The sequence below is a fragment of the Cupriavidus sp. 05L310 genome (assembly GCF_056398185.1).
This window is the reverse complement of sequence record NZ_JBFTOX010000038.1, coordinates 50,697-74,850: the sequence shown is the minus strand read 5'-3', so window position 1 is coordinate 74,850 and position 24,154 is coordinate 50,697. Positions and strand designations below refer to the sequence as shown.

At 66.0% G+C, this 24,154-nt stretch carries 23 protein-coding genes; 9 read left to right on the top strand and 14 right to left on the bottom strand.

Annotated elements, in window-relative coordinates:
* Positions 1-23: 23 nt before the first annotated feature.
* Positions 24-1,703: a GMC family oxidoreductase gene (locus AC1DS6_RS26030; protein ID WP_441631511.1), complete on the bottom strand. Its 1,680-nt coding sequence runs from the start codon at positions 1,701-1,703 to the stop codon at positions 24-26.
* A 291-nt stretch (positions 1,704-1,994) separates the two neighbouring features.
* Here AC1DS6_RS26030 and AC1DS6_RS26025 point away from each other — a divergent pair, with 291 nt between their 5' ends.
* Positions 1,995-3,398 (top strand): coniferyl aldehyde dehydrogenase, encoded by a 1,404-nt coding sequence (locus AC1DS6_RS26025; protein WP_441631509.1) that lies wholly within the window; start codon positions 1,995-1,997, stop codon positions 3,396-3,398.
* Between the two features lie 176 nt (positions 3,399-3,574).
* Here AC1DS6_RS26025 and AC1DS6_RS26020 read toward each other — a convergent pair whose 3' ends face one another.
* Both AC1DS6_RS26020 and metK read right to left on the bottom strand, forming a co-directional pair.
* Complete coding sequence (locus AC1DS6_RS26020) at positions 3,575-4,465, bottom strand: Kdo hydroxylase KdoO (RefSeq protein ID WP_441631527.1); 891 nt, start codon at positions 4,463-4,465, stop codon at positions 3,575-3,577.
* Positions 4,466-4,775: 310 nt separating this feature from the next.
* On the bottom strand, positions 4,776-5,939 hold the full coding sequence (metK, locus tag AC1DS6_RS26015) for a methionine adenosyltransferase (protein WP_035874278.1): 1,164 nt from the start codon (positions 5,937-5,939) through the stop codon (positions 4,776-4,778).
* 381 nt (positions 5,940-6,320) lie between these two features.
* Here metK and AC1DS6_RS26010 point away from each other — a divergent pair, with 381 nt between their 5' ends.
* From AC1DS6_RS26010 to AC1DS6_RS25995, 4 genes are all read left to right on the top strand, one after another.
* Complete coding sequence (locus tag AC1DS6_RS26010; protein WP_441631506.1) at positions 6,321-7,259, top strand: lysophospholipid acyltransferase family protein; 939 nt, start codon at positions 6,321-6,323, stop codon at positions 7,257-7,259.
* Complete coding sequence (locus tag AC1DS6_RS26005) at positions 7,256-8,149, top strand: lipid A biosynthesis lauroyl acyltransferase (RefSeq protein ID WP_441631504.1); 894 nt, start codon at positions 7,256-7,258, stop codon at positions 8,147-8,149. The genes AC1DS6_RS26010 and AC1DS6_RS26005 overlap by 4 nt, the downstream gene beginning before the upstream one ends.
* A 100-nt stretch (positions 8,150-8,249) precedes the next feature.
* On the top strand, positions 8,250-9,116 hold the full coding sequence (dapF, locus tag AC1DS6_RS26000) for a diaminopimelate epimerase (protein ID WP_441631502.1): 867 nt from the start codon (positions 8,250-8,252) through the stop codon (positions 9,114-9,116).
* Between the two features lie 48 nt (positions 9,117-9,164).
* Positions 9,165-9,974 carry a polyphosphate kinase 2 family protein gene (locus tag AC1DS6_RS25995; protein ID WP_441631500.1) on the top strand — a complete coding sequence of 270 codons (810 nt, stop codon included), beginning with the start codon at positions 9,165-9,167 and terminating at the stop codon, positions 9,972-9,974.
* Between the two features lie 57 nt (positions 9,975-10,031).
* Here the strand turns inward: AC1DS6_RS25995 and AC1DS6_RS25990 are convergent, their stop codons facing one another.
* The 4 genes from AC1DS6_RS25990 to pyrE all read right to left on the bottom strand — a co-directional run bounded on the left by AC1DS6_RS25990 (position 10,032) and on the right by pyrE (position 14,011).
* Complete coding sequence (locus AC1DS6_RS25990) at positions 10,032-11,249, bottom strand: DUF3734 domain-containing protein (RefSeq protein ID WP_441631525.1); 1,218 nt, start codon at positions 11,247-11,249, stop codon at positions 10,032-10,034.
* A gap of 283 nt (positions 11,250-11,532) precedes the next feature.
* Positions 11,533-12,315: a 3-hydroxybutyrate dehydrogenase gene (locus tag AC1DS6_RS25985; protein WP_045236184.1), complete on the bottom strand. Its 783-nt coding sequence runs from the start codon at positions 12,313-12,315 to the stop codon at positions 11,533-11,535.
* 94 nt (positions 12,316-12,409) lie between these two features.
* The gene (locus AC1DS6_RS25980) at positions 12,410-13,150 is read right to left on the bottom strand and encodes an acetoacetate decarboxylase (protein WP_441631498.1); all 741 of its coding nucleotides are present in this window, start codon (positions 13,148-13,150) and stop codon (positions 12,410-12,412) included.
* A 174-nt stretch (positions 13,151-13,324) separates the two neighbouring features.
* Entirely contained in the window at positions 13,325-14,011 is a 687-nt protein-coding gene (pyrE, locus tag AC1DS6_RS25975) for an orotate phosphoribosyltransferase (RefSeq protein ID WP_441631496.1), read from the bottom strand.
* Between the two features lie 30 nt (positions 14,012-14,041).
* Between pyrE and AC1DS6_RS25970 the strand changes: the two genes are divergently transcribed.
* Positions 14,042-14,818, top strand: a complete 777-nt coding sequence (locus tag AC1DS6_RS25970) for an exodeoxyribonuclease III (protein WP_441631494.1) — start codon at positions 14,042-14,044, stop codon at positions 14,816-14,818.
* A gap of 24 nt (positions 14,819-14,842) precedes the next feature.
* Here the strand turns inward: AC1DS6_RS25970 and AC1DS6_RS25965 are convergent, their stop codons facing one another.
* Positions 14,843-15,244 carry a type II toxin-antitoxin system MqsA family antitoxin gene (locus AC1DS6_RS25965; protein ID WP_441631492.1) on the bottom strand — a complete coding sequence of 134 codons (402 nt, stop codon included), beginning with the start codon at positions 15,242-15,244 and terminating at the stop codon, positions 14,843-14,845.
* Entirely contained in the window at positions 15,241-15,498 is a 258-nt protein-coding gene (locus tag AC1DS6_RS25960; RefSeq protein ID WP_441631490.1) for a type II toxin-antitoxin system MqsR family toxin, read from the bottom strand. The genes AC1DS6_RS25965 and AC1DS6_RS25960 overlap by 4 nt, the downstream gene beginning before the upstream one ends.
* A 189-nt stretch (positions 15,499-15,687) precedes the next feature.
* Here AC1DS6_RS25960 and argC point away from each other — a divergent pair, with 189 nt between their 5' ends.
* Positions 15,688-16,635 carry an N-acetyl-gamma-glutamyl-phosphate reductase gene (gene argC / locus AC1DS6_RS25955; RefSeq protein ID WP_441631489.1) on the top strand — a complete coding sequence of 316 codons (948 nt, stop codon included), beginning with the start codon at positions 15,688-15,690 and terminating at the stop codon, positions 16,633-16,635.
* Positions 16,636-16,765: 130 nt separating this feature from the next.
* Here the strand turns inward: argC and AC1DS6_RS25950 are convergent, their stop codons facing one another.
* Positions 16,766-17,662: a M48 family metallopeptidase gene (locus tag AC1DS6_RS25950; RefSeq protein ID WP_441631523.1), complete on the bottom strand. Its 897-nt coding sequence runs from the start codon at positions 17,660-17,662 to the stop codon at positions 16,766-16,768.
* A gap of 259 nt (positions 17,663-17,921) precedes the next feature.
* On the opposite strand from AC1DS6_RS25950, the gene AC1DS6_RS25945 reads away from it, so the two are divergent.
* Positions 17,922-19,178 (top strand): muropeptide transporter, encoded by a 1,257-nt coding sequence (locus AC1DS6_RS25945; RefSeq protein WP_441631488.1) that lies wholly within the window; start codon positions 17,922-17,924, stop codon positions 19,176-19,178.
* 23 nt (positions 19,179-19,201) lie between these two features.
* Here the strand turns inward: AC1DS6_RS25945 and AC1DS6_RS25940 are convergent, their stop codons facing one another.
* Both AC1DS6_RS25940 and AC1DS6_RS25935 read right to left on the bottom strand, forming a co-directional pair.
* On the bottom strand, positions 19,202-20,032 hold the full coding sequence (locus AC1DS6_RS25940) for an acyl-CoA thioesterase (RefSeq protein WP_441631486.1): 831 nt from the start codon (positions 20,030-20,032) through the stop codon (positions 19,202-19,204).
* Positions 20,033-20,125: 93 nt separating this feature from the next.
* Positions 20,126-21,070, bottom strand: a complete 945-nt coding sequence (locus AC1DS6_RS25935; protein ID WP_441631484.1) for a DMT family transporter — start codon at positions 21,068-21,070, stop codon at positions 20,126-20,128.
* A gap of 120 nt (positions 21,071-21,190) precedes the next feature.
* Here AC1DS6_RS25935 and AC1DS6_RS25930 point away from each other — a divergent pair, with 120 nt between their 5' ends.
* On the top strand, positions 21,191-22,117 hold the full coding sequence (locus AC1DS6_RS25930) for a LysR family transcriptional regulator (RefSeq protein ID WP_477103456.1): 927 nt from the start codon (positions 21,191-21,193) through the stop codon (positions 22,115-22,117).
* Positions 22,118-22,149: 32 nt separating this feature from the next.
* Here the strand turns inward: AC1DS6_RS25930 and metW are convergent, their stop codons facing one another.
* Together metW and metX are read right to left on the bottom strand one after the other, a co-directional pair.
* Positions 22,150-22,761 carry a methionine biosynthesis protein MetW gene (metW, locus tag AC1DS6_RS25925; RefSeq protein WP_441631480.1) on the bottom strand — a complete coding sequence of 204 codons (612 nt, stop codon included), beginning with the start codon at positions 22,759-22,761 and terminating at the stop codon, positions 22,150-22,152.
* On the bottom strand, positions 22,758-23,930 hold the full coding sequence (gene metX, locus AC1DS6_RS25920; RefSeq protein WP_441631478.1) for a homoserine O-succinyltransferase MetX: 1,173 nt from the start codon (positions 23,928-23,930) through the stop codon (positions 22,758-22,760). The genes metW and metX overlap by 4 nt, the downstream gene beginning before the upstream one ends.
* Between the last annotated feature and the right edge of the window lie 224 nt (positions 23,931-24,154).

Here is a 24,154-nt window from a genome sequence, read left to right as displayed (position 1 = left end):
CCGGCCCGGCGCCGGGCCGGGGCTCACACCGCCAACACCTCCGCCATGCGCAGTACCACGCGGGGACCGTGCCGGATCAGGTCATGCGCGCGCTCGCCGATCATGATGGCCGGCGCATTGGTGTTGCCGCCGATCAGCGTCGGCATGATCGACGCGTCCACCACCCGCAGCCCTTCCACACCCCGCACGCGCAGTTGCGGGTCGACCACCGCGTTCTCATCCATACCCATGCGGCAGGTGCCGACGGGATGGTAGATGGTGTCGGCATGCGCGCGGATCATCTCGCGGATCGCGCTGTCGTCGCTGCCATCCGCGCGCAGGTGCGCGGAATACAACTCCTTGCCGCCGAACGCCGCCAGTTGCGGCTGCGCAAGGATGCGGCGCACGATGCGCACGCCCGCCACCAGGCCGTCGAGGTCACTCGGGGCGGACAGGAAACGCGGATCGATCAGCGGCGCCTCGCGGATATCGGGCGAGGCCAGCCGCACCTCTCCCCGGCTTTTCGGGCGCAGCACGCAGACGTGGCAGGAATAGCCGTGGCCGAAGCGCAGGCGGCGCATATGGTCGTCGGCCATGCCGACCACGAAATGTAGCTGCAGGTCCGGTTCTTCCAGTCCGGGATCGCTCTTGAGGAAAGCGCCCGCCTCGGCGAAGTTGGAAGTCATCATGCCGGTGCGTTCGCGCCGGTATCGCAGGATCTCCGCCAGCATGCGGAAGGCGCCGCCCACCGACACGCCGAACAGCTCCGATGCCGCCACGCGCTTGTGCACGATGACGTCGAGATGGTCCTGCAGGTTGGTGCCCACGCCTGGCAGGTCATGCACCACGGGAATGCCCAGCTCGCGCAAATGCGCCGCCGGGCCCACGCCCGACACCATCAGCAGTTGCGGCGAACCGAACGCCCCTGCCGACACGATCACCTCGCGGCGCGCCCGCAGCACGGTCTCGCGGCCATCCAGCCGCACCACGACGCCCACCGCGTGGCGGCCTTCAAACTCGATGCGCAGCACTTGCGCGCCCGTCAGCACATGCAGGTTGGCGCGGCCGCCATTGCTGGCGCGGTCGGCGGCATCGCCGCGGTGCAGGTAGGCGCGCGCCGCGTTCCAGCGCTCGCCGCCGTGCTGTGTCACCTGGTACCAGCCCGCGCCTTCCTGGTCCACGCCGTTGAAATCATCGTTGCGGCGGTAGCCGGCCTGCTGGGCCGCCTCGATGAAACGCTGGCCAAACGGATTGGGCGTGCGCAGGTCCGACACATGGAGCGGACCGCTGCCGCCGTGCAAGGGATCGTCGTCGCGCCCGGCCACGCGCTCGTTGCATTCCGCGCGGCGGAAATAGGGCAGCACGTCGTCCCAGGCCCAGCCATCGCACCCGGCCATGGCCCAGCCATCGTAGTCGGACGGCGTGCCCCGCGTGTAGATCATGGCGTTGAGCGAGGAACTGCCGCCAAGGCCACGCCCGCGCGGCTGGTAGCCGCGGCGCCCGTCCAGCCCCGGCTGCGGCACGGTGTGGTAGCCATAGTTGCGGCTGCCGGCGCGCGGCAGCAAAGCCGCGCAGCCTGCCGGCGTCGACACCAGCACATGGTGATCGTGGCCTCCGGTTTCGAGCAGCGCCACGCTGTCGCTGCCGCTGTCGGCCAGGCGCCCGGCCAGGGCACACCCCGCCGAACCGCCGCCAACGACAAGATAGTCAAAGGTGGTTTCCATCCGTCTCCCCGCGTGGTCGGAGGTCAGTCTGCCGGGGTTGCGCCGGACGCTGGGGCAGGCCGGGCATGCCGGGCAACCCGGTCTGGCGGGCACGCCGAGAGCATGCCGCGAAATCAGTGTAGGGCTTTGCCGGGGCGCTGGAAAGGGTAAAGGAAGGGCGATGAATACGGCTGTTTGAAGCACGAGGCTGGTGGCCGGCCTCCATTGCCAGTGGCGGCCGCATGACATATGGTGCGGGAATTGAAACGCCGCGCGCGCCACGGGCAGCGCGCGGCCCCGGGAGAACGAGAGATGAGAGAAGTGCCCGAGATGTCATCCGTATTCGACGCCATGCGCGCCGCCTCGCGGCGGGACCAGTCGCCTGCCTGGGCCGTGCGTGCCGACCGTCTGCGGCGGCTGCGCAAGCTGGTGGCCGAACACCGGGACGAGATCTCGCAGGCCATCAGCGCCGACTTTGGCAATCGCGCTCACCAGGAAACCGCGCTGCTCGAAGTCTTTCCCAGCGTGGCCGGGATCGACGATGCGCTGCGTCATGGCAAACGCTGGATGCAGGTGCGGCGGGCGCGCACCGGGTTGTGGTTCAAACCCGCCACGTCGCGGCTGATGCCGCAGCCGCTGGGCGTGATCGGCATCGTGGTGCCGTGGAACTATCCGCTCTACCTGACGGTGGGCCCGCTGGCGGGCGCGCTGGCCGCGGGCAACCGCGCCATGGTCAAGCTCTCCGAGTACACCCCGCGCTTCGCCGCGCTGTTCGCGCGCCTGGCGCAGCAACACTTCGCCGCCGATGAGGTCGCCGTGATCAATGGCGACGCGGAGGTGGCGAGTGCCTTCTCCGCCCAGCCCTTCGACCACCTGCTGTTCACTGGTTCGACCCAGGTCGGCCACCATGTCATGCGCGCGGCGGCGGCCAACCTCACGCCGGTGACGCTCGAGCTGGGCGGCAAGTCGCCGGTCATCGTCGGCCCGGGCGCCGACCTGGAACACGCGGTCGAGCGCATCCTGGTGGGCAAGCTGCTTAACGCGGGCCAGACCTGCATCGCGCCGGACTATGTGCTGCTGCCGGAAGCGATGCGCGAGCCGTTCGTCGCGGCGGCACGCGCCTGCGCCGCCCGCCTCTACCCGGACCTGGCCGGCAACCCCGACTACACCACCATCATCAGCCCGCGCCACTTTGCCCGGCTGGACGGGCTGGTCAACGACGCCGAACGCGCGGGCGCGCGCGTGGTGCCGCTGTCCCAGGCACCATCGGACCCGGCACGGCGCCGGCTGGCGCCGGTACTGTTGCTTGACGTGCCCGCCGACGCCACCGTGATGCAGGAAGAGATCTTCGGCCCGGTATTGCCGCTGGTGGCCTACCGCACGCTGGACGAGGCCATTGATTACATCAATGCACGGCCGCGCCCGCTGGCGCTCTACCTCTTCGAGAAAGACCCCGGCGCGATCGACCGGGTGATGGCGCAGACCGTGGCCGGCGGCGTCAGCATCAACGAAACGCTGCTGCATATCGCCCAGGAAGACCTGCCCTTCGGCGGCGTGGGGCCCAGCGGCATGGGCGCGTACCACGGCGAAGCGGGTTTCGAGACCTTCTCCAAGCTCAAACCGATCTTCCGCCAGTCCCGGCTCAATGGCGCCGGGCTGCTCAAGCCGCCCTACGGCAAGCGGTTCGAAACGATGATCCGGCTGCTGCTGCGCTGAGGGAAGACACGCCACTGGATGTGCGGCCCGCGATGCGAAGCGAGCCGTCAAGGTTTACCTATCCCGTATGGGGCGCCTTCTTTGCCTACTTTCTTGGCGAGACAAGAAAGTAGGTCGCCCCCCGCAGGGGGGTGAAACCGCCGTTGACTTTAAGCCTTTGACTTCGAAGATGGGCCTCAACCCACCACCATCGGCCGCCCCAACATCCGCGACAACACCGCCTCAGGCGAATGCGTATGGTCCCCGATCGCCTTCGGCGACAAATAATAAGTCTGCTCCATCATGGCCCGCCCCCGCATAGCCGCGTGCAGCACCTGATCGCTGAACACAATCCAGGTCGACCCCGGCGGGAAATGGAATTCCTGCTGCGGCACGCTCGCCTGGTACGCCAGATCGGCCTTGGCAAGATCATGCAACTGCAGCATGCGATGGTCATACTCCGAACGCCGGCGCTTGGTGATATGCAGCAACTCCATCACCTTCGCCTGCCCCGGCCACATCCCCTTGGTCTTCGGCACAAAGCGCTTCGCGAAGTCGCCAAAAGGTTCGCCCACCCGCCACACGCGCGGCGCCTGCGGGTCGATATTGTGGAATACGCGCAGCAGCCGCTGACCCAGCAGCGGATTGGACGGGAAGGAGTCCACATGCAGCCGGGTGTCGTCCTTGCGCCAGCTCACCGGCCGCCCGGCGATTTCGCTCGGGCGCAATGAGGTGCCGGCGCGCACCATGTGCGGGCCATATTCCGGGAACAGGCTCAGCACCAGCTTCTCGCTGTATTCGGCATAGCGCCGAATCAGGCGGTACAGGTCCTTCAGGTCCTGCTCGCCGCCAGTCGCGCCGCGCACAGCCTGGTCGCTGGCGCGCAGGTTGATGTTCTTGGATTTGCCGTCCGACCAGCGGCTATCGAGAAAGCGTTCCTCGCCCGGCTCGAACTGAAAGCGCAACTGGGGGAAGAACAGCACCGCGCCCTGCTCCAGTTCGCGGCGCAGTTCGGCTTTGGTGCCGGCATCGACCTGCGGCGCCCACTCGGTATAGGGCTGAGGCCGGATCAGGTTGAGCGCGGGCATGCCTGCCCCTGGCGCGGTGGCCGGGCTGGGCGCGGAAGGCGTAAGGGTCGAATCAGGTGACATGGGGCATCCTCGGTATGCGGGCTCCGGCGGGCTTCAGTGCGCACATGCACACGCTGCGCCGGGATAACAAAGCGCCACTCGCCGCACCGCTTTGCCATCCCGCGATTCTACCCTCGCGACCGTGCCCCGCCATGCCCCGCATCGGCCCGCTTGATCCAGGACAAGGCTCGCCCCAAGCCGCGCGCGGCACCTGCCAGACGAAAAAACGCCGCCCGAGGGCGGCGTTCCGGTGCGGCGGGTGCAGCGCTTACAGGCCGGCGGCAGCGCGCAGCACAGCGACCTTGTCGGTCGCTTCCCACGAGAATTCCGGCTCTTCACGGCCGAAGTGGCCGTAAGCAGCGGTCTTTTCGTAGATCGGGCGCAGCAGGTCGAGCATCTGCACGATCCCCTTCGGACGCAGGTCGAAATGCTCCTGCACCAGCGCGGCGATCGCCTCGTCTGAGATCTTGCCGGTGCCTTCGGTGTACACCGTCACGTTGATCGGGCGGGCCACGCCGATGGCGTAGCTGACCTGCACCTGGCACTGGCGCGCCAGGCCGGCGGCGACCACGTTCTTGGCGACATAGCGCGCGGCATAGGCAGCCGAGCGGTCAACCTTCGACGGATCCTTGCCCGAGAAGGCGCCACCGCCGTGCGGCGAAGCGCCGCCGTAGGTGTCGACGATGATCTTGCGGCCGGTCAGGCCGCAATCGCCTTGCGGGCCGCCGATGACGAAGCGGCCGGTCGGGTTGACCAGGTACTTGGTGTCCTTGAGCATCTCGGCCGGCAGCACCGGCTTGATGATTTCCTCGATCACGGCTTCGCGGATCTGCGCCTGGCTGATATCCGGCGCGTGCTGGGTCGACAGCACCACGGTATCCACGCTGTGCGGACGACCGTCGACATAGCGCACGGTCACTTGCGACTTGGCGTCCGGACGCAGCCAGGGCAGACGTCCGTCGCGGCGCAGTTGCGACTGGCGCTCGACCAGGCGGTGCGAATAGTAGATCGGGAAGGGCATCAGCTCCGGCGTTTCGTCGCAGGCGTAGCCGAACATCAGGCCCTGGTCGCCGGCGCCCTGGTTCAGGTAGTCGTCGGAGGCGCGGTCCACGCCCTGGGCGATGTCGGGCGATTGCTTGTCATAAGCAACCAGCACGGCGCAGCCCTTGTAGTCGATGCCGTATTCGGTGTTGTCGTAGCCAATGCGCTTGATGGTGTCGCGCGCGACTTGGATGTAATCGACGTTGGCGGTCGTGGTGATTTCCCCGGCGAGGACTACCAGCCCGGTGTTGCACAGCGTTTCAGCTGCCACGCGCGCGTACTTGTCCTGCGCCAGGATGGCATCGAGGACTGCGTCGGAAATCTGGTCAGCGACCTTGTCGGGATGGCCTTCGGAGACAGATTCCGAAGTGAACAGGAAGTCGTTTGCCACGAACTTTTCTCCAGGTTTGGCTATTGCGCGCCAACCTCTCAGCCCGGGCGGCGACGCTTTAGCGGTATTTTCAAGCCGTTCCGGTAGAACGGTATCGCCCCGCAAGTTGTCAGTTAACTCGGCGATACGCGCTATTATACGCGCCTGCAAGCGGTGCTGCAGCGTGTCGTTATCTTGGACTTGCTTGCATACCAGGCGCTGTCGCCGGCTAGCGCCATCCAGTTAGCGGCATACCGCTGGCTTGGCACCTGCCCGCAGGCCGTGCACGCCGCAAGGCGGGCCCCGTTACAGCATTGAATGCTTGTTGATAGCCCCACTAACGGCACCGCCCGGCAAAACATTAATTACCCACCCGGCCCACCGGGCCGCTATCGCAACCCGATGACCTTCCTGTTCTGGCTGATTTCCCGCTTGCCGCTCTGGTGGCTGCACGCCATTGGCGGCGTGCTCGGACTATTGGCGGCACGCCTGCCAGGACGCTATGGCAGGCGGCTGGCCGAAAATCTGCGCCAGGCTTACCCCGATGCCAGCAAGGCGATGCTGGCCGAAGCGGCCCGCTCGACGGGGCGCATGATCCTGGAAATGCCCTATTTCTGGAGCCGGCGCAATCCCGAGGCGCGCATGTACGGCTTTGCCGACCGGCTCTGGCCGGAACTCGACCGGCTGATGGCGCAGGGGCGCGGGCTGATCATCCTGGTGCCTCACCTGGGCTGCTTCGAAGTGCTCCCGCAGGCATTTGCACTGCGGCATCCGGTCACGGCGCTGTACAAGCCACCACACCAGGCCTGGCTGCGCGACTGGATCGTCAAGATGCGCACGCGGCCCAACCTGGCCATGGCGCCCGCGCAGCCGCGCGGGGTGCGTATGCTGGTGAAGGCACTCAAGCGCGGCGAGGCCATTGGCATCCTGCCGGACCAGGTTCCGACCGGCGGCGAAGGCGCCTGGGCGCCGTTTTTCGGCAAGCCCGCCTACACCATGACGCTGGTGCAGCGCCTGCAGCAACTCACGGGCGCACCGATCGCGGTGGTCTTCGCCGAGCGCCTGCCGCGCGGCGTCGGCTATCTCGGCCATATGCAGGTCATCAACCATCTTCTGCCCGCCGACCCGGCCGAAGCTGTCGCCGTCATCAACGAAGCCGTCGAAAAGCTGGTGAGGGCATGCCCGACCCAGTACCTGTGGGGCTACAACCGCTACAAGCATCCGGGTGGCGCGGAGTTGCCACCAGCGGATCCGCCCCGGGCGCCGCCGGGCGACGCCTCGCGCAATCCACTGGAAGTGCCGCCCACAGCATCCGTATCCCTCTCTGACGACCAAAAATGAGCCGCATTTTCACCTGGCTTGGCATCGGCCTGCTGACCGTGCTGGGCAAGCTTCCCTATCCGCTTGTTGCACGCTTCGGCGAAGGACTCGGCAGCCTGCTCTACCTGATCCCCAGCAGCCGCCGCCGCGTGGTGCAAACCAACCTGCGCCTGTGCTTCCCCGAGCGGACCGAGGCCGAGATCGAATCGCTCTCGCGCCAGACCTTCCGCAATGTCTTCCGCAGCTTTGCCGAGCGCGGCATCTTCTGGACTGGCAGCGAGAAACAGATGCGCCGCTGGGTCCAGATCGACGACCAGGCCGATCTCGTGGCGCTGGATGGTACGCCCCACATCCTTGTCACGCTGCATCTCTCAGGCGTGGAGGCCGGCGCGATCCGGCTCACCATCCATCTGCGCGAACACGTGAGGCGCTCCGGCGCATCGCTCTACACCAGGCAGAAGAACGAACTGTTCGACGGTTTCCTCAAGCATGCGCGCGGCCGTTTCGGCGCCAAGATGATTGCCCGCAACGACAGTGCGCGCGACATCATCCGCTGCCTGCGCAAAGGCGAAGCCCTGCAACTGATCGCCGACATGGACTTCGGCGAGCGCGACTCGGAATACGTGCCGTTCTTCGGCGTGGAAGCCCTCACGCTGACTTCGGTATCGCGCCTGGCGCGGCTGACCGGCGCCAAGGTCGTGCCGATCTATACCGAGATGCTGCCCGACTACAAGGGATATGTGCTGCGCATCCTGCCAGCGTGGGAAAACTATCCCGGCGACAGCGTGACCGCGGACACCCGGCGCATGAACGCCTTCTTCGAAGATTGCATCCGCCCGCGCGTGACCGAGTATTACTGGGTGCACAAGCGCTTCAAGCACCGCCCGGACGGCGAGCGCGAAAACTACTGACCAGGCAGGCACGGCGCGGGCACCACCTGTCAGATATGCCGCCCGAGCCACCTTCGATAAGCCGCCGGCAAGCGCCGGACAGCCCGACTACAATCGCACTATGAAACTCCAGTTCACCAAGATGCACGGTGCCGGCAACGACTTCGTCGTGCTCGACGGCATCCACCAGACCCTGAACCTGACGCCCGGGCAATGGCGCGCGTTGGCCAGCCGCCATTTCGGCGTAGGCGCCGACCAGATCCTGGTGGTCGAGAAGCCCACCCGCGACGACGTCGACTTTCGCTACCGCATCTTCAACGCCGACGGCGGCGAGGTGGAGCACTGCGGCAATGGCGCCCGCTGCTTCGTGCGCTTCGTCACGGACCAGGGCCTGACCGACAAGCGCTCGGTACGCGTGCAAGTGATGAATGGCGTCATCACCCTGACCCTGCAAGACGACGGCCAGGTCACGGTCGACATGGGCGCGCCGGAACTCGAGCCGGCCCGCGTCCCCTTCCGCCCCGACGGCCTGCCGACCAGGGCCGAAGGCCGCGATACGCTCTACGGGCTGGAAGTGAACGGCCGCACGGAATGGATCTCCGCGGTTTCGATGGGCAATCCGCATGCGGTGCAAGTGGTGGATGACACCGAGGCGTTCCCCGTGCTGCAGGACGGTCCCATCATCGAGCATCACGCGAGCTTTCCCAACCGCGTCAACGCGGGCTTCATGCAGGTGCTGGAGCGTCATGCCATTTGCCTGCGCGTGTTCGAGCGCGGGGCCGGCGAGACGCTGGCCTGCGGTACCGGCGCGTGCGCGGCGGTCGTCGCCGGCATCCGCCGTGGTCTGCTGGACTCGCCGGTGCTGGTGCATACGCATGGCGGCGACCTCTCCATCGCCTGGGACGGCGAAGGCGAGTCGGTGCGAATGACCGGCCCGGCCACCACGGTATTCGAAGGCAGCATTGACCTGGACCGGCTGCCGGCCTGACCATAGGGGCTTGCGGCCAGCCACGGCCGCGCCCACCATGGAGTGCCAATGTCGCTCGCCGATTTCCGCATCACCTCGGGCAAGAACTTTCGCCTTGCCGACTTCAACAGTGGCGCCAAGCCGTTCTCCAGCGGCGACAAAATCGCCGACCAGGCCCGCCTGACCGAGCTGAGCACCCAGCTCGACGCGGTGCAAGACATCTTCTACGCCGAACACAAGCGCAAGCTGCTGGTGGTGCTGCAAGGCATGGATACCAGCGGCAAGGACGGCACCGTGCGTGGCGTGTTTCGCAGTTTCGACCCGCTGGGCATTCGCGTGGTCGCCTTCAAGGCCCCTACCGCCGAAGAACTCGCGCACGACTACCTGTGGCGCATCCACGCCCAGGTGCCGCGCGCCGGCGAGATCGTCGTGTTCAACCGCAGCCACTACGAAGACGTGCTGATCACGCGCGTACACGAATGGATCGACGACGACGAATGCGAGCGCCGCTACAAGCAGCTACGCGCATTCGAGACGATGCTGCTGGAAACCGGCACCACCATCGTCAAGTGCTTCCTGCATATTTCCAAGGACGAGCAGAAATCCCGGCTTGAAGCGCGGCTGGCGGATCCGCAGAAGCATTGGAAGTTCGACCCCAAGGACCTGGAAGAGCGGCAGTACTGGAAGAGCTATGCGACCGCCTATGAGGCCGCCATTGCCGCCACAAGCACGCCGGAAGCACCGTGGTATATCGTGCCGGCGGATTCCAAGACGCATCGGAACCTGATGGTGGCTGAGATCCTGATGGAGGTGTTCACCAGGTTGAAGCCGGAGTATCCGCCGGGCAAGCCGGAGTTGGCGAAATTGAAGGTGGTGTAGGGTTGGCGGGGGCTTTAACTGCGACCGCGACCGCAGTCAAGCCTTCTCCCCGCCCAATCACGAATGCCCGTTCCCCCGATGAATATCGTGCGTGACAAACGGCTTCTCATGCGTGGGCATAGCCAGCCATTCCGGATGCTTCAACGTCTCCCGAATATCATCCAGCCCGCTGGTCCAGTGCTCATTCATCGTCAGTCGTCCAAACTGGTAATCCTTGGCATTCCCCTCGAATGTCTTATCGCGATAAATGAGCTGGATCACATTGCGTCTCGCGTCGCACGCGTACCCCGCCGCTTTCCGGTACCAGTCGTTGTCGCGCTGGCCCTGCGGCACCAGCGCCATCACTTCGCTCAGCATGCGGCGGTAGTTCTGCTGCTCGGCCATGTAGTCGGTGATGGTGCGCGTGCGGCTGGAATACTGGATGTCTTTCTGGCGCTCGGCCACGTCCAGCAGGTTGTGCGGCAACTTGCCTCGCGCGCTCCACAGGTCCACCTGGAAGATCAGCGCATCGCGCCGCGGCTGGGCGGTCAGCACCTCGGACAACGGCGTGTTGGACACCAGGCCGCCATCCCAGTAGAACTCGCCATCGATCTCAACGGCCGGGAAGCCGGGTGGCAAGGCACCCGAGGCCATGAAATGCTCGGCACGCAGCTTGCGGCGGGTGTTGTCGAAATAGGCAAAGTTCCCCGTATGCACGTTGACCGCGCCAACCGACACCCGCATCTCGTGATGCTGCTCGTTGATGCGGTCGAAATCGGCGAAACGCTCCAGCGTGCTCTTGAGCGGCGAGGTGTCATAGTAGCTGGAGGCGCCCGGCCCGGCCTGGCGTTCGAGCAGGCTGGGCCAGGGGCGTGGCTGGAAGAAGCCACGCTGTCCCTCTAAAACCGCGCGCGCGGCTTCGATGCCGTCGAACCAGACGCGCATCGGATCGGGCCAGTGCACGGCGCTCTCGGCAACGACCTCATACGGCAGCAGGCTGGGCAGCCAGGGCTGCCGGCAGATGTACTCCCAGAAGGCGCGCAATTGCTCGACCCTGCGCTCGGGCGCATTGCCTGCAATCACCGCGGCGTTCAGCGCGCCGATCGAGATGCCTGCCACCCAGTTCGGCTGGATGCCGGCTTCGGCCAGGCCCTGATACACCCCCGCCTGATAGGAACCGAGCGCGCCGCCGCCTTGCAGCACCAGCGCCCTGACGGTGTATTCGTGGTGAACCGGCCGCTTGCTGCCGTCCCCTTGCGGCTCCGGGTCCGGCGGCGCGCAGCCGCCGGGCGGCAGGAGGTTTGGCTCCGGCGGGTCCAGCGCTTCGCTCTTGCGCGCCTCGCGCTTGATCGCCGGCGCTGCGGGGTCCGCCACAACGGCTGCCGCTGCGCTCTTCACGGCCGCCTTCGGCGCGCTCCTTCCTGGTACTGCCTGATCCTGCTTTTGCCGACGTCCGCCTGCCACGACCCCTCCTTGATTGCTTTGCTTAACAACGTTGCCTGCAGCCATGCCGGCCGGGCGGCGGTGCCGTGGCGCGCCAGCGCCCGGCCATCCCGCCGCAAGGCCGTTTCCTTGCCGCTTATTGCATGTACCAGCCGTGGCTCACGATAAAGGACTGCCCCGTCAAAGCCGCCGACGGGAACGCACACAAGAACAGCGCGGTCTGCGCCACGTCGTCCACGGTGGTGAATACGCCGTCCACCGTGCCACCCAGCATGACGCGGCGGATGACGTCTTCCTCGCTGATGCCGAGTTCCTTGGCCTGTTCGGGAATCTGCTTGTCCACCAGCGGCGTACGCACGAAACCCGGACAGATCACGTGCGAGCGCACGTTGTACTCCGCGCCTTCCTTGGCAAGCACACGCGCCAGGCCCAGCAGCGCGTGCTTGGCGGCCACGTAGGCCGATTTCAGCGGCGAGGCCTCGTGCGAATGCACCGACCCCATGTAGATCACGGTGCCGCCGCGCTTGTCCTGGTACATGTACTTGAGCGCGGCCTTGGTGGTGAGAAAGGCGCCGTCGAGATGGATGGCCTGCATCTTCTTCCAGTCGGAGAAGGCGTAGTTCTGGATCGGGTTGACGATCTGGATGCCGGCGTTGGAAACGAGGATGTCGATGCCGCCAAACGCCTTGGCGACCGCGTCGGTTGCATTGTTGACGGCGTCTTCGCTGGTCACGTCCATGGCCACGGCGATAGCGCGCCCGCCTGCTGCCTCGATATCGGCAGCGGCCTTCTGCGCCGCCTCGAGGTTCAGGTCGGCGATGGCGACCGCTGCGCCTTCCTTGGCCAGCAAATCAGCGATAGCCTTGCCAATGCCGCTGGCGGCGCCGGTAACGATGGCGGATTTTCCCTGGAGCTTCATGACGTACCTCCCTTGCGGATGATGCGGGTGGATCGGGCTGACCGGATTGACCGCATGGGTCGAGCCGATGGAGACCGATGTGGATGCAGGCCGTTCAGGCCAGATAGTCGAACACCACCTCGCCCAGCCCGAGGGTGAGGTCGGCAACGTAATGCTTGGCGCCAATGACTTCCAGCACCGGCAGGCCGGCCACCGGCGCCAGCGCATGCGGGAACAGCGACAGTGCCGCCGGCCCGGTCCAGGCGCCCTTCATTGCCACGTCCTTGAGGAAGTAGCAGACCAGTTCGCAAATGCGCGGGGTGCCATCCACGTGGGGTATGACCTTGAGCAGATAGTTGGGCGTGGTGGACAGCGCCACCCCCAATGCGGCCGCATCGAGCTCGCGATGCTTGTAGCCCATGGTGCCGGTGGCCACGCGCACCGGACCGTAGTCAAGCGTGCCGACCAGGGTATCCGTATGGACGGCCAGCTGCGGGGAAGCGAGCTTCTTCGGGAAGCCCCATAGCTCGCGCCCGCCCGCCAGTGGCGGCAGGTCGTCGAGGTACATGGCGTGGGTGTAGTTGCCGGGCTTGCCCTGGTAGGTGACGGGAATCACCTGGCCCGATTCGGTGTAGTCGCCGAAGCCGGTGGAGTCCGGCATGCGGATGAATTCGTAATTGACCACCGCATCGGCGATCTCCAGGGGTTCCGGCACCACGGCGCGCAGGAGCCCGGGATCGGTGCGGTAGGAGATGATGAAGAATTCCCGATGGATGAAGCGGTATGGCCCCATCGGATAGGCCGGACTGGTGAGCGGCATGGCGAATGCCTGCTCGCGGATCGTCTTGATGTCCATCGCCAGCTAACCTCCTGAGAGATGCTGCGTCGCCTTGCCGGGCGGCAAGGCGAATTGCCGGCGGCCGGGCTGGCCAGCCAGCTAGATCAGTCAGACCGGCGTCCTTCCTGCGCGGTTCCCGTCATCTGCTGCATTGCGACAGACCTTTGCACGCAACCTGCAACAGGTTCCAGACTATACGCCGTAGCGCTGCCGATAGGCAGCCACTGCCTCGCGCGAGCCGCCCAGCGCGGGATCCTGCGAAGCATCCAGGTAGGCCAGCAGGTCGGTCAGGCTGGCGATCGAGATCACCGGCACGCCATATTCGCGCTGCACATCCTGCACCGCGGAATGCGTCCCCACCTGGTCCGCGGTGCCGCTCTTTTCCATGCGGTCCAGTGCGATCAGCACGGCGGCGGGCTCCGCACCCGCGGCGCGGATCATCGCCATCGATTCGCGCACCGAGGTGCCGGCCGAGATCACATCGTCGATGATCACGACCTTGCCCTGCAGCTTGGCGCCCACCAGGGTGCCGCCCTCGCCGTGGTCCTTGGCTTCCTTGCGGTTGTAGGCGAAGCCGACATCACGTCCGAGACCGGACAGCGCAACCGCCGTGGCGGACGCCAGCGTGATGCCCTTGTAGGCTGGCCCGAACAGCACGTCGAACTCCAAACCGGAGGCCAGCAGGGTTTTCGCATAGAATTGCGCCACCTGGCCCAGCATCGCGCCCTGGTTGAACAGGCCCGCGTTGAAGAAATACGGCGACTTGCGGCCCGCTTTGGTCACGAATTCGCCGAAGGACAGCACGCCGGCGTCCAGCGCGAAGCGGATGAAGGTCTGGCTCAGGTCGCCAGCGCCGGGCTGCGTCGTCTGCTGCGTCATCTTTTCTCTCTGATTTCAAAATTTCCCGAGATGTTACGGATTATCAGCGCCAACCTCAACGGCATCCGCTCCGCGGCCAAGAAAGGCTTTTTCGAATGGATGGGCAAGCAGGACGCCGACATGGTCTGCGTCCAGGAGCTCAAGGCGCAGGCTGCCGACATGACGGAAGCGTTTCTGGCGCCACATGGCTACCACGGCTACTTCCATTATGCGGAAAAAAAAGGCTATAGCGGTGTCGGCCTTTACACGCGGCACAAGCCGGAGCGCGTGATCACCGGCTTCGGCGTCCCCGAGTTCGACAACGAAGGCCGTTATGTCGAGGTGCAGTATCCGCACCTCGCCGTGATCTCGGTCTATGTGCCCTCGGGCTCCAGCGGAGAAGTACGCCAGCAGGCGAAATTCCGCTTCATGGAAGCCTTCCTGCCCCACCTGCTGCAACTCAAGGCCAGCGGCCGCGAGATCGTGCTGTGCGGTGACGTCAACATCGCGCACAAGGAAATCGACATCAAGAACTGGAAGGGCAACCTGAAGAACTCGGGTTTCCTGCCGGAAGAGCGCGGCTGGATCGGCGAACTCTTCGACGTGCATGGCTATGTGGACGTGTTCCGCAAGCTGGACCCGCGCCCCGAACAGTACACCTGGTGGAGCAACCGAGGCCAGGCCTATGCGAAGAACGTCGGGTGGCGCATCGATTACCACCTGACCACGGCGAAGATCGCCGAGACCGCGCGAGCCACCTCGATCTACAAGGACGAGAAGTTCAGCGATCACGCGCCGCTGTCGATCGACTACGACTTCCCGCTGTAACGAGTACGGCCAAGGGCGCACCGGCTACGCCGAGCGCACCTCTTCCAGCAGCTCCGGGTGCCGCTCCAGCACCTTGAGCAGCTTGACCAGCGCCAGCGGCGGCTTGGTCTTTCCGGTTTCGTAGCGCGAGAAGGCATTGACGCCGCCGCCGAATATCTCGGCGGCCTCACGCTGGTCCAGGCTCAGCTTCTTGCGCACGGCCACGATGAAGGCGGGATCGACGATGGCGGCATTGACCTGCTTTTGGAACGCCACCGCCGCTTCGCCGTACCGGTCCGCCTGATCCGGATCCAGCACGATTTCCCCGCACGCCGGACAAAAGCCGCCCGAGACCGCGGAAATGATGACAGTTTCGCCCTTGTACGTAAAAAGCACGTCGCGCGTGTCCTGCACCAGTTCCGCACCCCCGCATTCTGGACATTTCATGGTTCCAGCTCCTTGAATGACACAACCAGCACCGCATCGGTGACCGTCAGTTTCAGATACAGGGCACCGGCGGCGGTAATCGGCCGGTAAACGTCCTGCCATACCTTGTGATCCGCGTAGGTCGTCATGCTCTTGTAAAAGTCGGCCGAAGTCGGCGAAGCAATGACGGCGATCACGTCGGCACTGTCGAATCCGAGCTTGCGACTGTGAACGGCAGCAGAGCTGGTCAGGCAAATCCGCCCGTCGATGGCCAAGTCCTGATCACCGAGAGCCTGCAGTGAGGCGTATGTTTCTCCATCGAATTTAACCTACTAGGTTACAACTAACAAGGGAATTTGCGATGCACCGCGGCATGCACCCTGCGACGTCCCCCAACCTAGTTACAATGCTGGTTCCCATCCGATTCCGGCATGGGACCTTTCGTATTTCCGAGTGAGTCCGCCATGGTTTTCAAAGTGTTCGTAGATGGTCAGGAAGGCACTACCGGTCTCCGGTTGCTCGACTATCTCTCCGGCCGTTCCGACGTGGAGCTGCTGCGTATCGCCGATGACAAGCGCAAGGATCCGGCCGAACGAGCACGCTTTCTGAATGCCGCCGACGTCGCTTTCCTGTGCCTGCCCGATGTCGCCTCGCGCGAAGCCGTGGCGCTGGTGACCAACCCCAATACCTGCGTGATCGACGCCAGCACGGCGTTCCGCACCACCGACAGCTGGGCCTATGGCCTGCCGGAACTCACGCGCGGCCAGCGCGAGAAGATCCGCACCAGCAAGCGCATCGCGGTGCCGGGCTGCCACGCCAGCGCCTTCCTGATGGCGGTGCGTCCGCTGGTGGAAGCCGGCGTGATGCAGGCCGACTACCCGGTCTCGGCGTTCTCGCTGACCGGCTACAGCGGCGGCGGCAAGCAGATGATTGCCGAGTTCGAAGCCGGCGGTAACCCGAAGCTGGACAGCCCGCGTCCGTATTCGCTTGGCCTCGCGCACAAGCACCTGCCCGAGATGCGCGTGCAGGCCGGCCTGGCGCAAGCGCCGATCTTCAACCCCATCGTCGGCAACTTCCTCAAAGGCCTGGCCGTGACGGTACCGGTGTACCCGGATCGCCTGGCGCGCAAGGTCACGCCCGAGCAGATCGCGGATATCTACCGCAAGCACTACGAAGGCGAGCAGTTCGTGCGCGTGATGCCAGTGGGCGACGAAGCCAACCTCGACGGCGGCTTCTTCGACGTGCAGGGCAGCAACGACACCAACCGCGTCGACCTGTTCGTGTTCGGCTCGGCCGAGCGCATCGTGCTGATGGCGCGCCTGGACAACCTGGGCAAGGGCGCTGCCGGCGCCGCGGTGCAATGCATGAACGTGCATGTGGGCGCGGATGAAGCGACCGGCCTGAGCGCCTGAAGCAAGCCAACGTCCTCGAGAACAAAAAAAGAGCCACCCTGTGTGGCTCTTTTTTTGTCTGGGGCCGAAGCGCCCGGACCAGCCCGCTCGGCATCCTCGCTCAGGATGCGCCCCTGTACCGCTGGCGCCTTTACTTCTTCAGCGGCTTTTGCCGGTCGTCGTCGCCGCTGTCCATCGGCGCGCCGCCCAGGTTGGCCATATTGGCGCGGTAAGGCGGCAGCTTGCCGACGCTGGAGTCGATCGCGCGGGCATAAAGCGGCAGCACCTCGGGCAGGTGCTTCTCGAGTTCGGCGATGCGGGTGCGGCCCGAGGGATGGGTGGAAAGAAACTCCGAGCCTGACTGCGCCGTGGATTGGGACACCGTGCCCATTTTCTGCCACAGCGATACGGCGGCGCGCGGGTCGTAGCCGGCGCGCGCCGCGATGTCCATGCCCACCAGGTCGGCCTCGGTCTCGTCCGAGCGCGAGAACCGCAGCGTGAGCAACTGCGCCCCGGTGCCCAGCGCCATATTGCCCAGGTTGCCGAAGCCGAACAGTTGCGAAATCACGTTGGCGCCCAGGTTGGTGATCTCGGACTTGGCGGCCCGCTCGCGCGCATGCTCCTGCAGCGCGTGTGCGATCTCGTGCCCCATCACCATGGCGACTTCGTCGTCGGTCAGCCTGAGCTGGTCGAGCAGGCCGGTGTAGAAGGCGATCTTGCCGCCCGGCATGCAGAAGGCATTGACCTGCTTGGCATTGATCAGGTTGACCTCCCACTTCCATTGCTTCGCGCGCTCGTTCCAGCGCGTGGTCTGCGGCAGGATGCGCCTGGCGATGGCGCGCAGGCGCTGCAACTGCGGATTGTTGTCGCCGACCAGCGTCTTCTTGGCCTGCGCTTCCCCCTTGATCTGCTCGTACTCCTGCGAGGCCTGCTGCTCGATGACCTCCACCGGCACGATCTGGCGGATGGACGCCCCGCCGCGTTGCACGCGGATACCCTCGTCCGCGTCCTGTGGCTGCGCCTGGCCCTGGGCCTGTACCACTCCCATGCCAAGCGTGGCACTGGCGGCCAGCGCCAGCGCGGCCAGTTGCCGCGGCAACGCAATCCCGGCCCGCTGGTGGCGGTTCTGACAACGCTGGCGATCGGACATGGCGATTCCTCGGATGCGGTTTTCGGCAAGCAGGGCGCTGAAGGATTGGCGCGGCCAGGGCACCGCACGGACCCGGCGCATCCCGCTCACCAGGCCTGTGCTGACGGTAATGCAATAATACACGGCGCCTTGCCCCGCCTGATTGCCATCCTGATTCATGACCTTCCAAGACTATCTCGACATTTTCCGCAATCGCCGCATTGGCGCCATGCTCACGCTGGGCTTCGCTTCCGGGCTGCCGCTGGCGCTCACGTCCGGCACCTTGCAGGCCTGGATGACGGTGGAAGGCCTGGACCTCAAGACCATCGGCTTCTTCTCCCTGGTGGGCCAGGCCTATATCTTCAAGTTCCTGTGGGCGCCGCTGATGGACCGCTACACGCCGCCGCTGCTGGGCCGGCGCCGCGGCTGGCTGCTGGTGACCCAGCTCGGCCTGGTGCTGGGCATCGCGGGCATGGCCTTCTGTCCGCCGCACGAGGCGCTGTGGACGCTGGCGGCACTGGCCACGCTGGTGGCCTTCCTGTCGGCGTCCCAGGACATCGTGTTCGACGCCTACAGCACCGACGTGCTGCGCGCGCCCGAGCGCGGCGTGGGGGCGGCGGTCAAGGTGCTGGGCTACCGGCTGGCAATGCTGGTGTCGGGCGGGCTGGCGCTGTGGCTGGCCGACCGCGTGATGGGCTGGCAGCAGATGTACATCCTGATGGCGGGCCTGATGGGCATCGGCATCTTCAGCCTGCTGTGGGCGCCCGAGGCGGAATCTCCGGCGCGCACGCCGCGCTCCATGGAGGAAGCGATTCTGGGCCCGCTGCGCGACTTCTTCTCGCGCCCCGGTGCCTGGTGGCTGCTGCTGCTGATCGTGCTCTACAAGCTGGGCGATGCGTTTGCCGGCAGCCTCTCCACCACCTTCCTGATCCGCGGCGTGGGTTTTTCGGCTGGCGAAGTCGGCCTGGTCAACAAGACGCTGGGGCTGGCCGCCACCATCGTGGGCGCGCTGTTCGGCGGCACGCTGATGGTGCGCCTGGGGCTGTATCGCTCGCTGATGCTGTTCGGCATCCTGCAGGCTGTATCCAACCTGGGCTACTGGATCCTGGCGGTGACGCCGCAGCACCTGTGGACCATGGGCGCCACCATCGCGGTGGAAAACCTCTGCGGCGGCATGGGCACGGCGGCCTTCGTGGCGCTGCTGATGACGCTGTGCAACCGCTCGTTCTCGGCCACCCAGTACGCGCTGCTGTCGGCGCTGGCCTCGGTCGGGCGCGTCTATGTGGGCCCCAGCTCGGGCTACCTGGTGGAGGCCTTCGGCTGGCCGGCGTTCTACCTCAGCACCGTGGTGGCGGCGCTGCCCGGCGTGGCGCTGCTATGGGCGATGCGCCACACCGTGCACCACTACGAGGCGCAGGCCCGCGCCGCGGCCTGAGACCAGCTAGCACGCGCTTACTCTTACTGCTTGTAGTAGACAATCTGGTGCGAGGTCGCGAGCAACTCGCCCTGCGGGCTCCAGATCTGCGCGCTCTGGTCGAAGAAGCCCTGGCGGAACACCTGGGCCTGGGCGCTGCCCAGCACATGGCTGTCACCCAGCGCGGCCAGCGTGGGCGCGTCCGCATGGAAATACGTGGTCAGCGACACCGTGCCGGCCGGTACGAAACCGGCGCGCTTGAGGAAGATGCGCGGGTAGAAGGTATCGCACCATGCCGCCATCGCGGCAAAGTCCGGCGTACGCGCCGGCGCGTCGCGCAGCCAGAACTGCGTCAGGCTGTCCGGGTGCTCGGTGCCCGGTTCCGTGCTTGGCTTGGCGCCGCGCACTGGCCGCAACTCATAAGCATCCAGCCAGCGCACCTTCGCGAAGCCCGACATCGGCGCCACGGTTTCCGCCGGCGGTACTTGCGGGAACACCGCCTCGCCGCAGTTCCAGGTCTCGCGGCGCACCGCGAAGAAGGCGGTGGCCGTGGTTGCCACCTCGTCCCCCTGGCGCAGTTCGATGGACCAGTGCTGGGTGTTGCGGTTCGTGCGCACGGGGCGCGCCTCGATCACGAACGGCCCTTCGACGATCGGCCCGGCGAAGTTGACAGTCAGCGCGGACGGGTCGCCCAGCCGGGCGGGATGCTGCAGCACGGCCTGCAACAGGGTTGCCGCCGTGATGCCACCGAAGGGACCGATCATGTTCCAGTAGGCGGGCGTGGTGCGTCCGTGGAACAGATTGTCGCCCGCCGGCTCCAGCGCGATCGCGTGGTCGAAGGAATGGACGGTCTGGCTGGCTGGCGTGGCTGACATGTTGGGACCAAAAAAGTACGATCGTTCGATAATACTGCAAACGATGGACGGATGCTGGTGCCGCCGTCGAACTTCTCCTCCAGTCCGTTGGCTTCAGCCCTGCGTCCGCGCGTGCCGGAACGGATTCCAGCCCAGCTGGTTGCCGATCACTGCCAGCAGGATCAGCGCCATGCCGGCCACTTGCAGCGGCGTGAGCACGACCCCGAACACCAGCACGTCGATCACGATGGCCACCAGCGGGTACACGAAGGACAGCGTGGCGATCGACAGCACGTTAAGGCGCTGGAAGGCGCCGTACAGCAACGTGTACATCACGCCGGTATGTACCAGGCCCAGCGCCAGCAACGCCCCCCAGGTGCGCCCGCCAAACGTCTCCACGGCCGGGTGCGCAAGCGGGAACAGCAGGACCACCCCCATCACCATCTGCAAACCCGCGATCTGCCCTGCCGGAATGCCCTTGAGGCGGCGCGTGGCCATGGTGGTGACGGCGTACAGCAAGGCCGCCAGCATCGCCAGCGCCACCCCGTACAGCATGCCGCCGCTGGCGCCGCCGTGCTCCAGCCCGGTGATCAGCACCACCCCGCCAAAGGCCAGCACCAGCCAGGCAAGCCGCCCCGGGGCGATGGCCTCGCGCTGGAACGCCGCCGCAAGCAGCAGCAGGAAAAATGGCTGGGTGTGATAGACAACCGTGGACACCGATATGCCGCTATACGAATAGGCGGAGAACAGGGCCAGCCAGTTGAGGATCAGCGTGACACCGCCGAGCGCCAGCCAGCCCCAGTCCCGGCTGCGCATGGGCTGCCAGCCGCGGCGCAGGGCCAGCGTGCCCAGCAGGGCGGCGCCGCCGAAGATGCAGCGGAAAAACACAACGTCCAGCGGTGACTGTCCGCTGGTCACGACGAACCAGCCGATGGTGCCCGACAGCGTCATGGCGGCCACCATGCGCCACGCGCCGCCGCGCCGGACCGGTTCCGTGGCCGGTGACGCCGATGCGCCGGCCGGCGAAGCGGCGGCGGTGCCGGATTGATCGATGTTCATGGGAGTCTCCTGCGTACTTCGTGCCAATGGCCGCTATTGTTCCACCATGCAGGCAGGTCAACAATCCGCCCGATAAGCAATTACCATTTGACCTGTAGTCACAAATTCAGGAGACAGGCCATGCCAATCGCACAGCTGAACGCCATGGCGGTATTCGCCAGGGTGGTGGAATGCGGCAGCTTCTCCGCCGCCGCCCGCGAGCTAGGCATGACGCCTTCGGCCGTCAGCCGCCATGTGACACGGCTGGAGGCGGCCATCGGCGGCAGCCTGTTGCAGCGGACCACGCGCGCCTTCGCCCTGACCGAACTGGGACAAGCGGTGCACGCCGCCTGCGCGCGCATGGTGGCGGCCGCGCAGGAGGTGAACACGCTGGCAGGCGACCACGCCGGCACGCCGCACGGCCTGCTGCGGATCAGCGCGCCGGTGGTGTTCGGGCAGGCCTGGCTGGCGCCGCGGCTGCCGGCCCTGCTGGACAGCTATCCCGGGCTGGATCTGCAACTGACGCTGGCCGACCGCATGGTGGACCTGGTGGAAGAAGGCGTCGACGTGGCCATCCGCATTGCGCGCGAACTGGCGCCGGGGCTGGCGGCGCGGCCGATCCGCGCGGTGCGCTACCGGCTGGTGGCCGCCCCGGACTGGCTGGCCCGGCATGGCACGCCCACCGAGCCGGCGGCGCTGGCCGGGCATCGCTGCCTCTACCTGGGCTATGGCGCCTTTGGCGAACGCTGGAGCCTGCGGCACAAGCAGGACGGACAGACAGTGACGCTGCGCATCCCGCCGCGGGTCACGCTCAACAACAGCGCGGCGATTGTCGCCATGGCACAGGCCGGCGGCGGCATCGGACTGGTGCCCGACTTCTCCCCCGTGGCCGCGCTGGCGTCAGGCAGCCTGGTGCCGGTGCTGGACGACTGGGAAATCCTGGAGCCTTACGTGGGCACCGCTTTTGCGGTCTATACGCCGACGCGCCACCTTGCCCCCAAGGTCCGCGCCTTCATCGATCACCTTGTGATGCAGGCCGCCCTGGAGCAGGGCGCGGCGTGCGCCTAGACGAAGCTTCGCCGCGCCCTGTCCGCTCACGCTCAGGTGGAACAGACGCGGTACACCGCCAGACTGCCGCGCCAGTTCGTCCCCCAGTTGACGGTCACACCCTCGTGCATCACCACGCGGTCAAGGATGCGCAGCCCCACCTTGGACGCCAGCGACTCGAAGTCGCTGATGGTCAGGACCCGCACGTTGGGCGTGTTGTACCACTGGTAAGGCAGCGCCTCCGACACCGGCATGCGCCCGCGGAACACAGACAGCCGGTGCGGCCAGTAGCCGAAGTTGGGGAAGGACACGATGCATTCGCGCCCCACCCGCAGCGTCTCGCGCAAGACCTGCGCGGTGTTGTGGATGGTCTGCAGCGTCTGCGACAGGATCACCGTATCGAAGCTCTTGTCCTCGAACAGCGCCAGGCCGCCTTCCAGGTTCTGCTGAATCACGTGCACGCCCTTCTGCGCGCACGCCAGCACGCCGTCGTCCTGGATCTCGATGCCGTAGGCCTGCACGTCGAGCTCATCCTGCAGCACGCGCAGCAGGCTGCCGTCGCCGCAGCCCAGGTCGAGCACGGTGGAGTTGGGTTCGATCCAGCGCGCGATGGCGCGGAAGTCTGGGCGCAGCGCCAGGATATTGGGGTTGGCCGCGGCATTCATGCGCCTATCTCCTCGGCGATGCGTTCGTAGTAGGCGCGCATCAGGTTGTGATAGCGCGGGTCGTCGAGCAGGAAGGCGTCGTGGCCGTGCGGTGCGTCGATCTCCGCGTAGCTGACCGGACGCTTGTTGTCGAGCAAGGCCTTGACCAGCTCGCGGCTGCGATTCGGCGCGAAGCGCCAGTCGGTGGTGAAACTGGCCACCAGGAAGCTGGCCTGCGTGTGCGACACCGCGCGCGTGAGATCGCCGCCGAAGGCCAGCGCCGGATCGAAGTAATCGAGCGCGCGCGTGATCAGCAGGTAGGTGTTGGCATCGAAGTACTCGGCGAACTTGTCGCCCTGGTAGCGCAGGTAGCTCTCCACCTGGAACTCGACATCGAAGGAGAAGCGGATATCGTCGGTCTTCAGCTCGCGGCCGAATTTCTCCGCCATGTCCTCGTCGGACAAATACGTGATATGGCCGATCATGCGTGCCACGCGCAGGCCGCGTTTTGGCTTGACGCCGTGCGCGTAGTAATTGCCGCCGTGGAAGTCGGGGTCCGACAGGATGGCGCTGCGCGCCACCTCGTTGAAGGCGATGTTCTGCGCCGACAGCTTGGGCGTGGAAGCCACCACGATGCAATGGCGCAGCCGCTCCGGATACATCAGGCTCCAGGCCACCGCCTGCATGCCGCCGAGGCTGCCACCCATCACCGCGGCAAACTGGCTGATGCCGAACCTGTCCGCCACGCGCGCCTGGGCGTTGACCCAGTCTTCCACCGTGACCACCGGGAAGGTGGCGCCGTAGGGCTGGCCGGTGGCGGGATTGGGGCTCATCGGCCCGGTCGAGCCGAAGCACGAGCCGAGGTTGTTGACGCCGATGACGAAGAAGCGGTTGGTGTCGAGCGGCTTGCCGGGCCCGACCATGTTGTCCCACCAGCCCACGTCGCGCAGGTCGTGCGCGTACACGCCGGCCACGTGGTGCGAGGCATTGAGCGCATGGCACACCAGCACGGCGTTGGAACGCGCGGCGTTGAGCGTGCCGTAGGTCTCGACCATCAGGTCGTAGTCGGCGATCGAGGTGCCGTTGCGCAGCTTCAACGGCTCGGGAAAATGCATGCACTGCGGCTCGACAATGCCGACCGAGTCGGACGGCAGGGCCAGCGCGGCAAGAGGCGGAGCTACGTCTGTCATGGAATAGGCCCGTTGGCAAACGGGCGTAAAAAAACCCGACCGGCATTGCGTGGACGTTGCGTGCACATGACATCAAACATGGCATCAACGATGGCGCAGCCAAATCGGGTTTTGCACGGGTCTTGCGTCCCGCGTGCCGGTGCCTTGCGTGGCAGGGTACCGACCCACCTCTTTAGCCGCATTTATATTGGCTGCCGGTTTCCCCCGAATCAGTGACTTCAGGA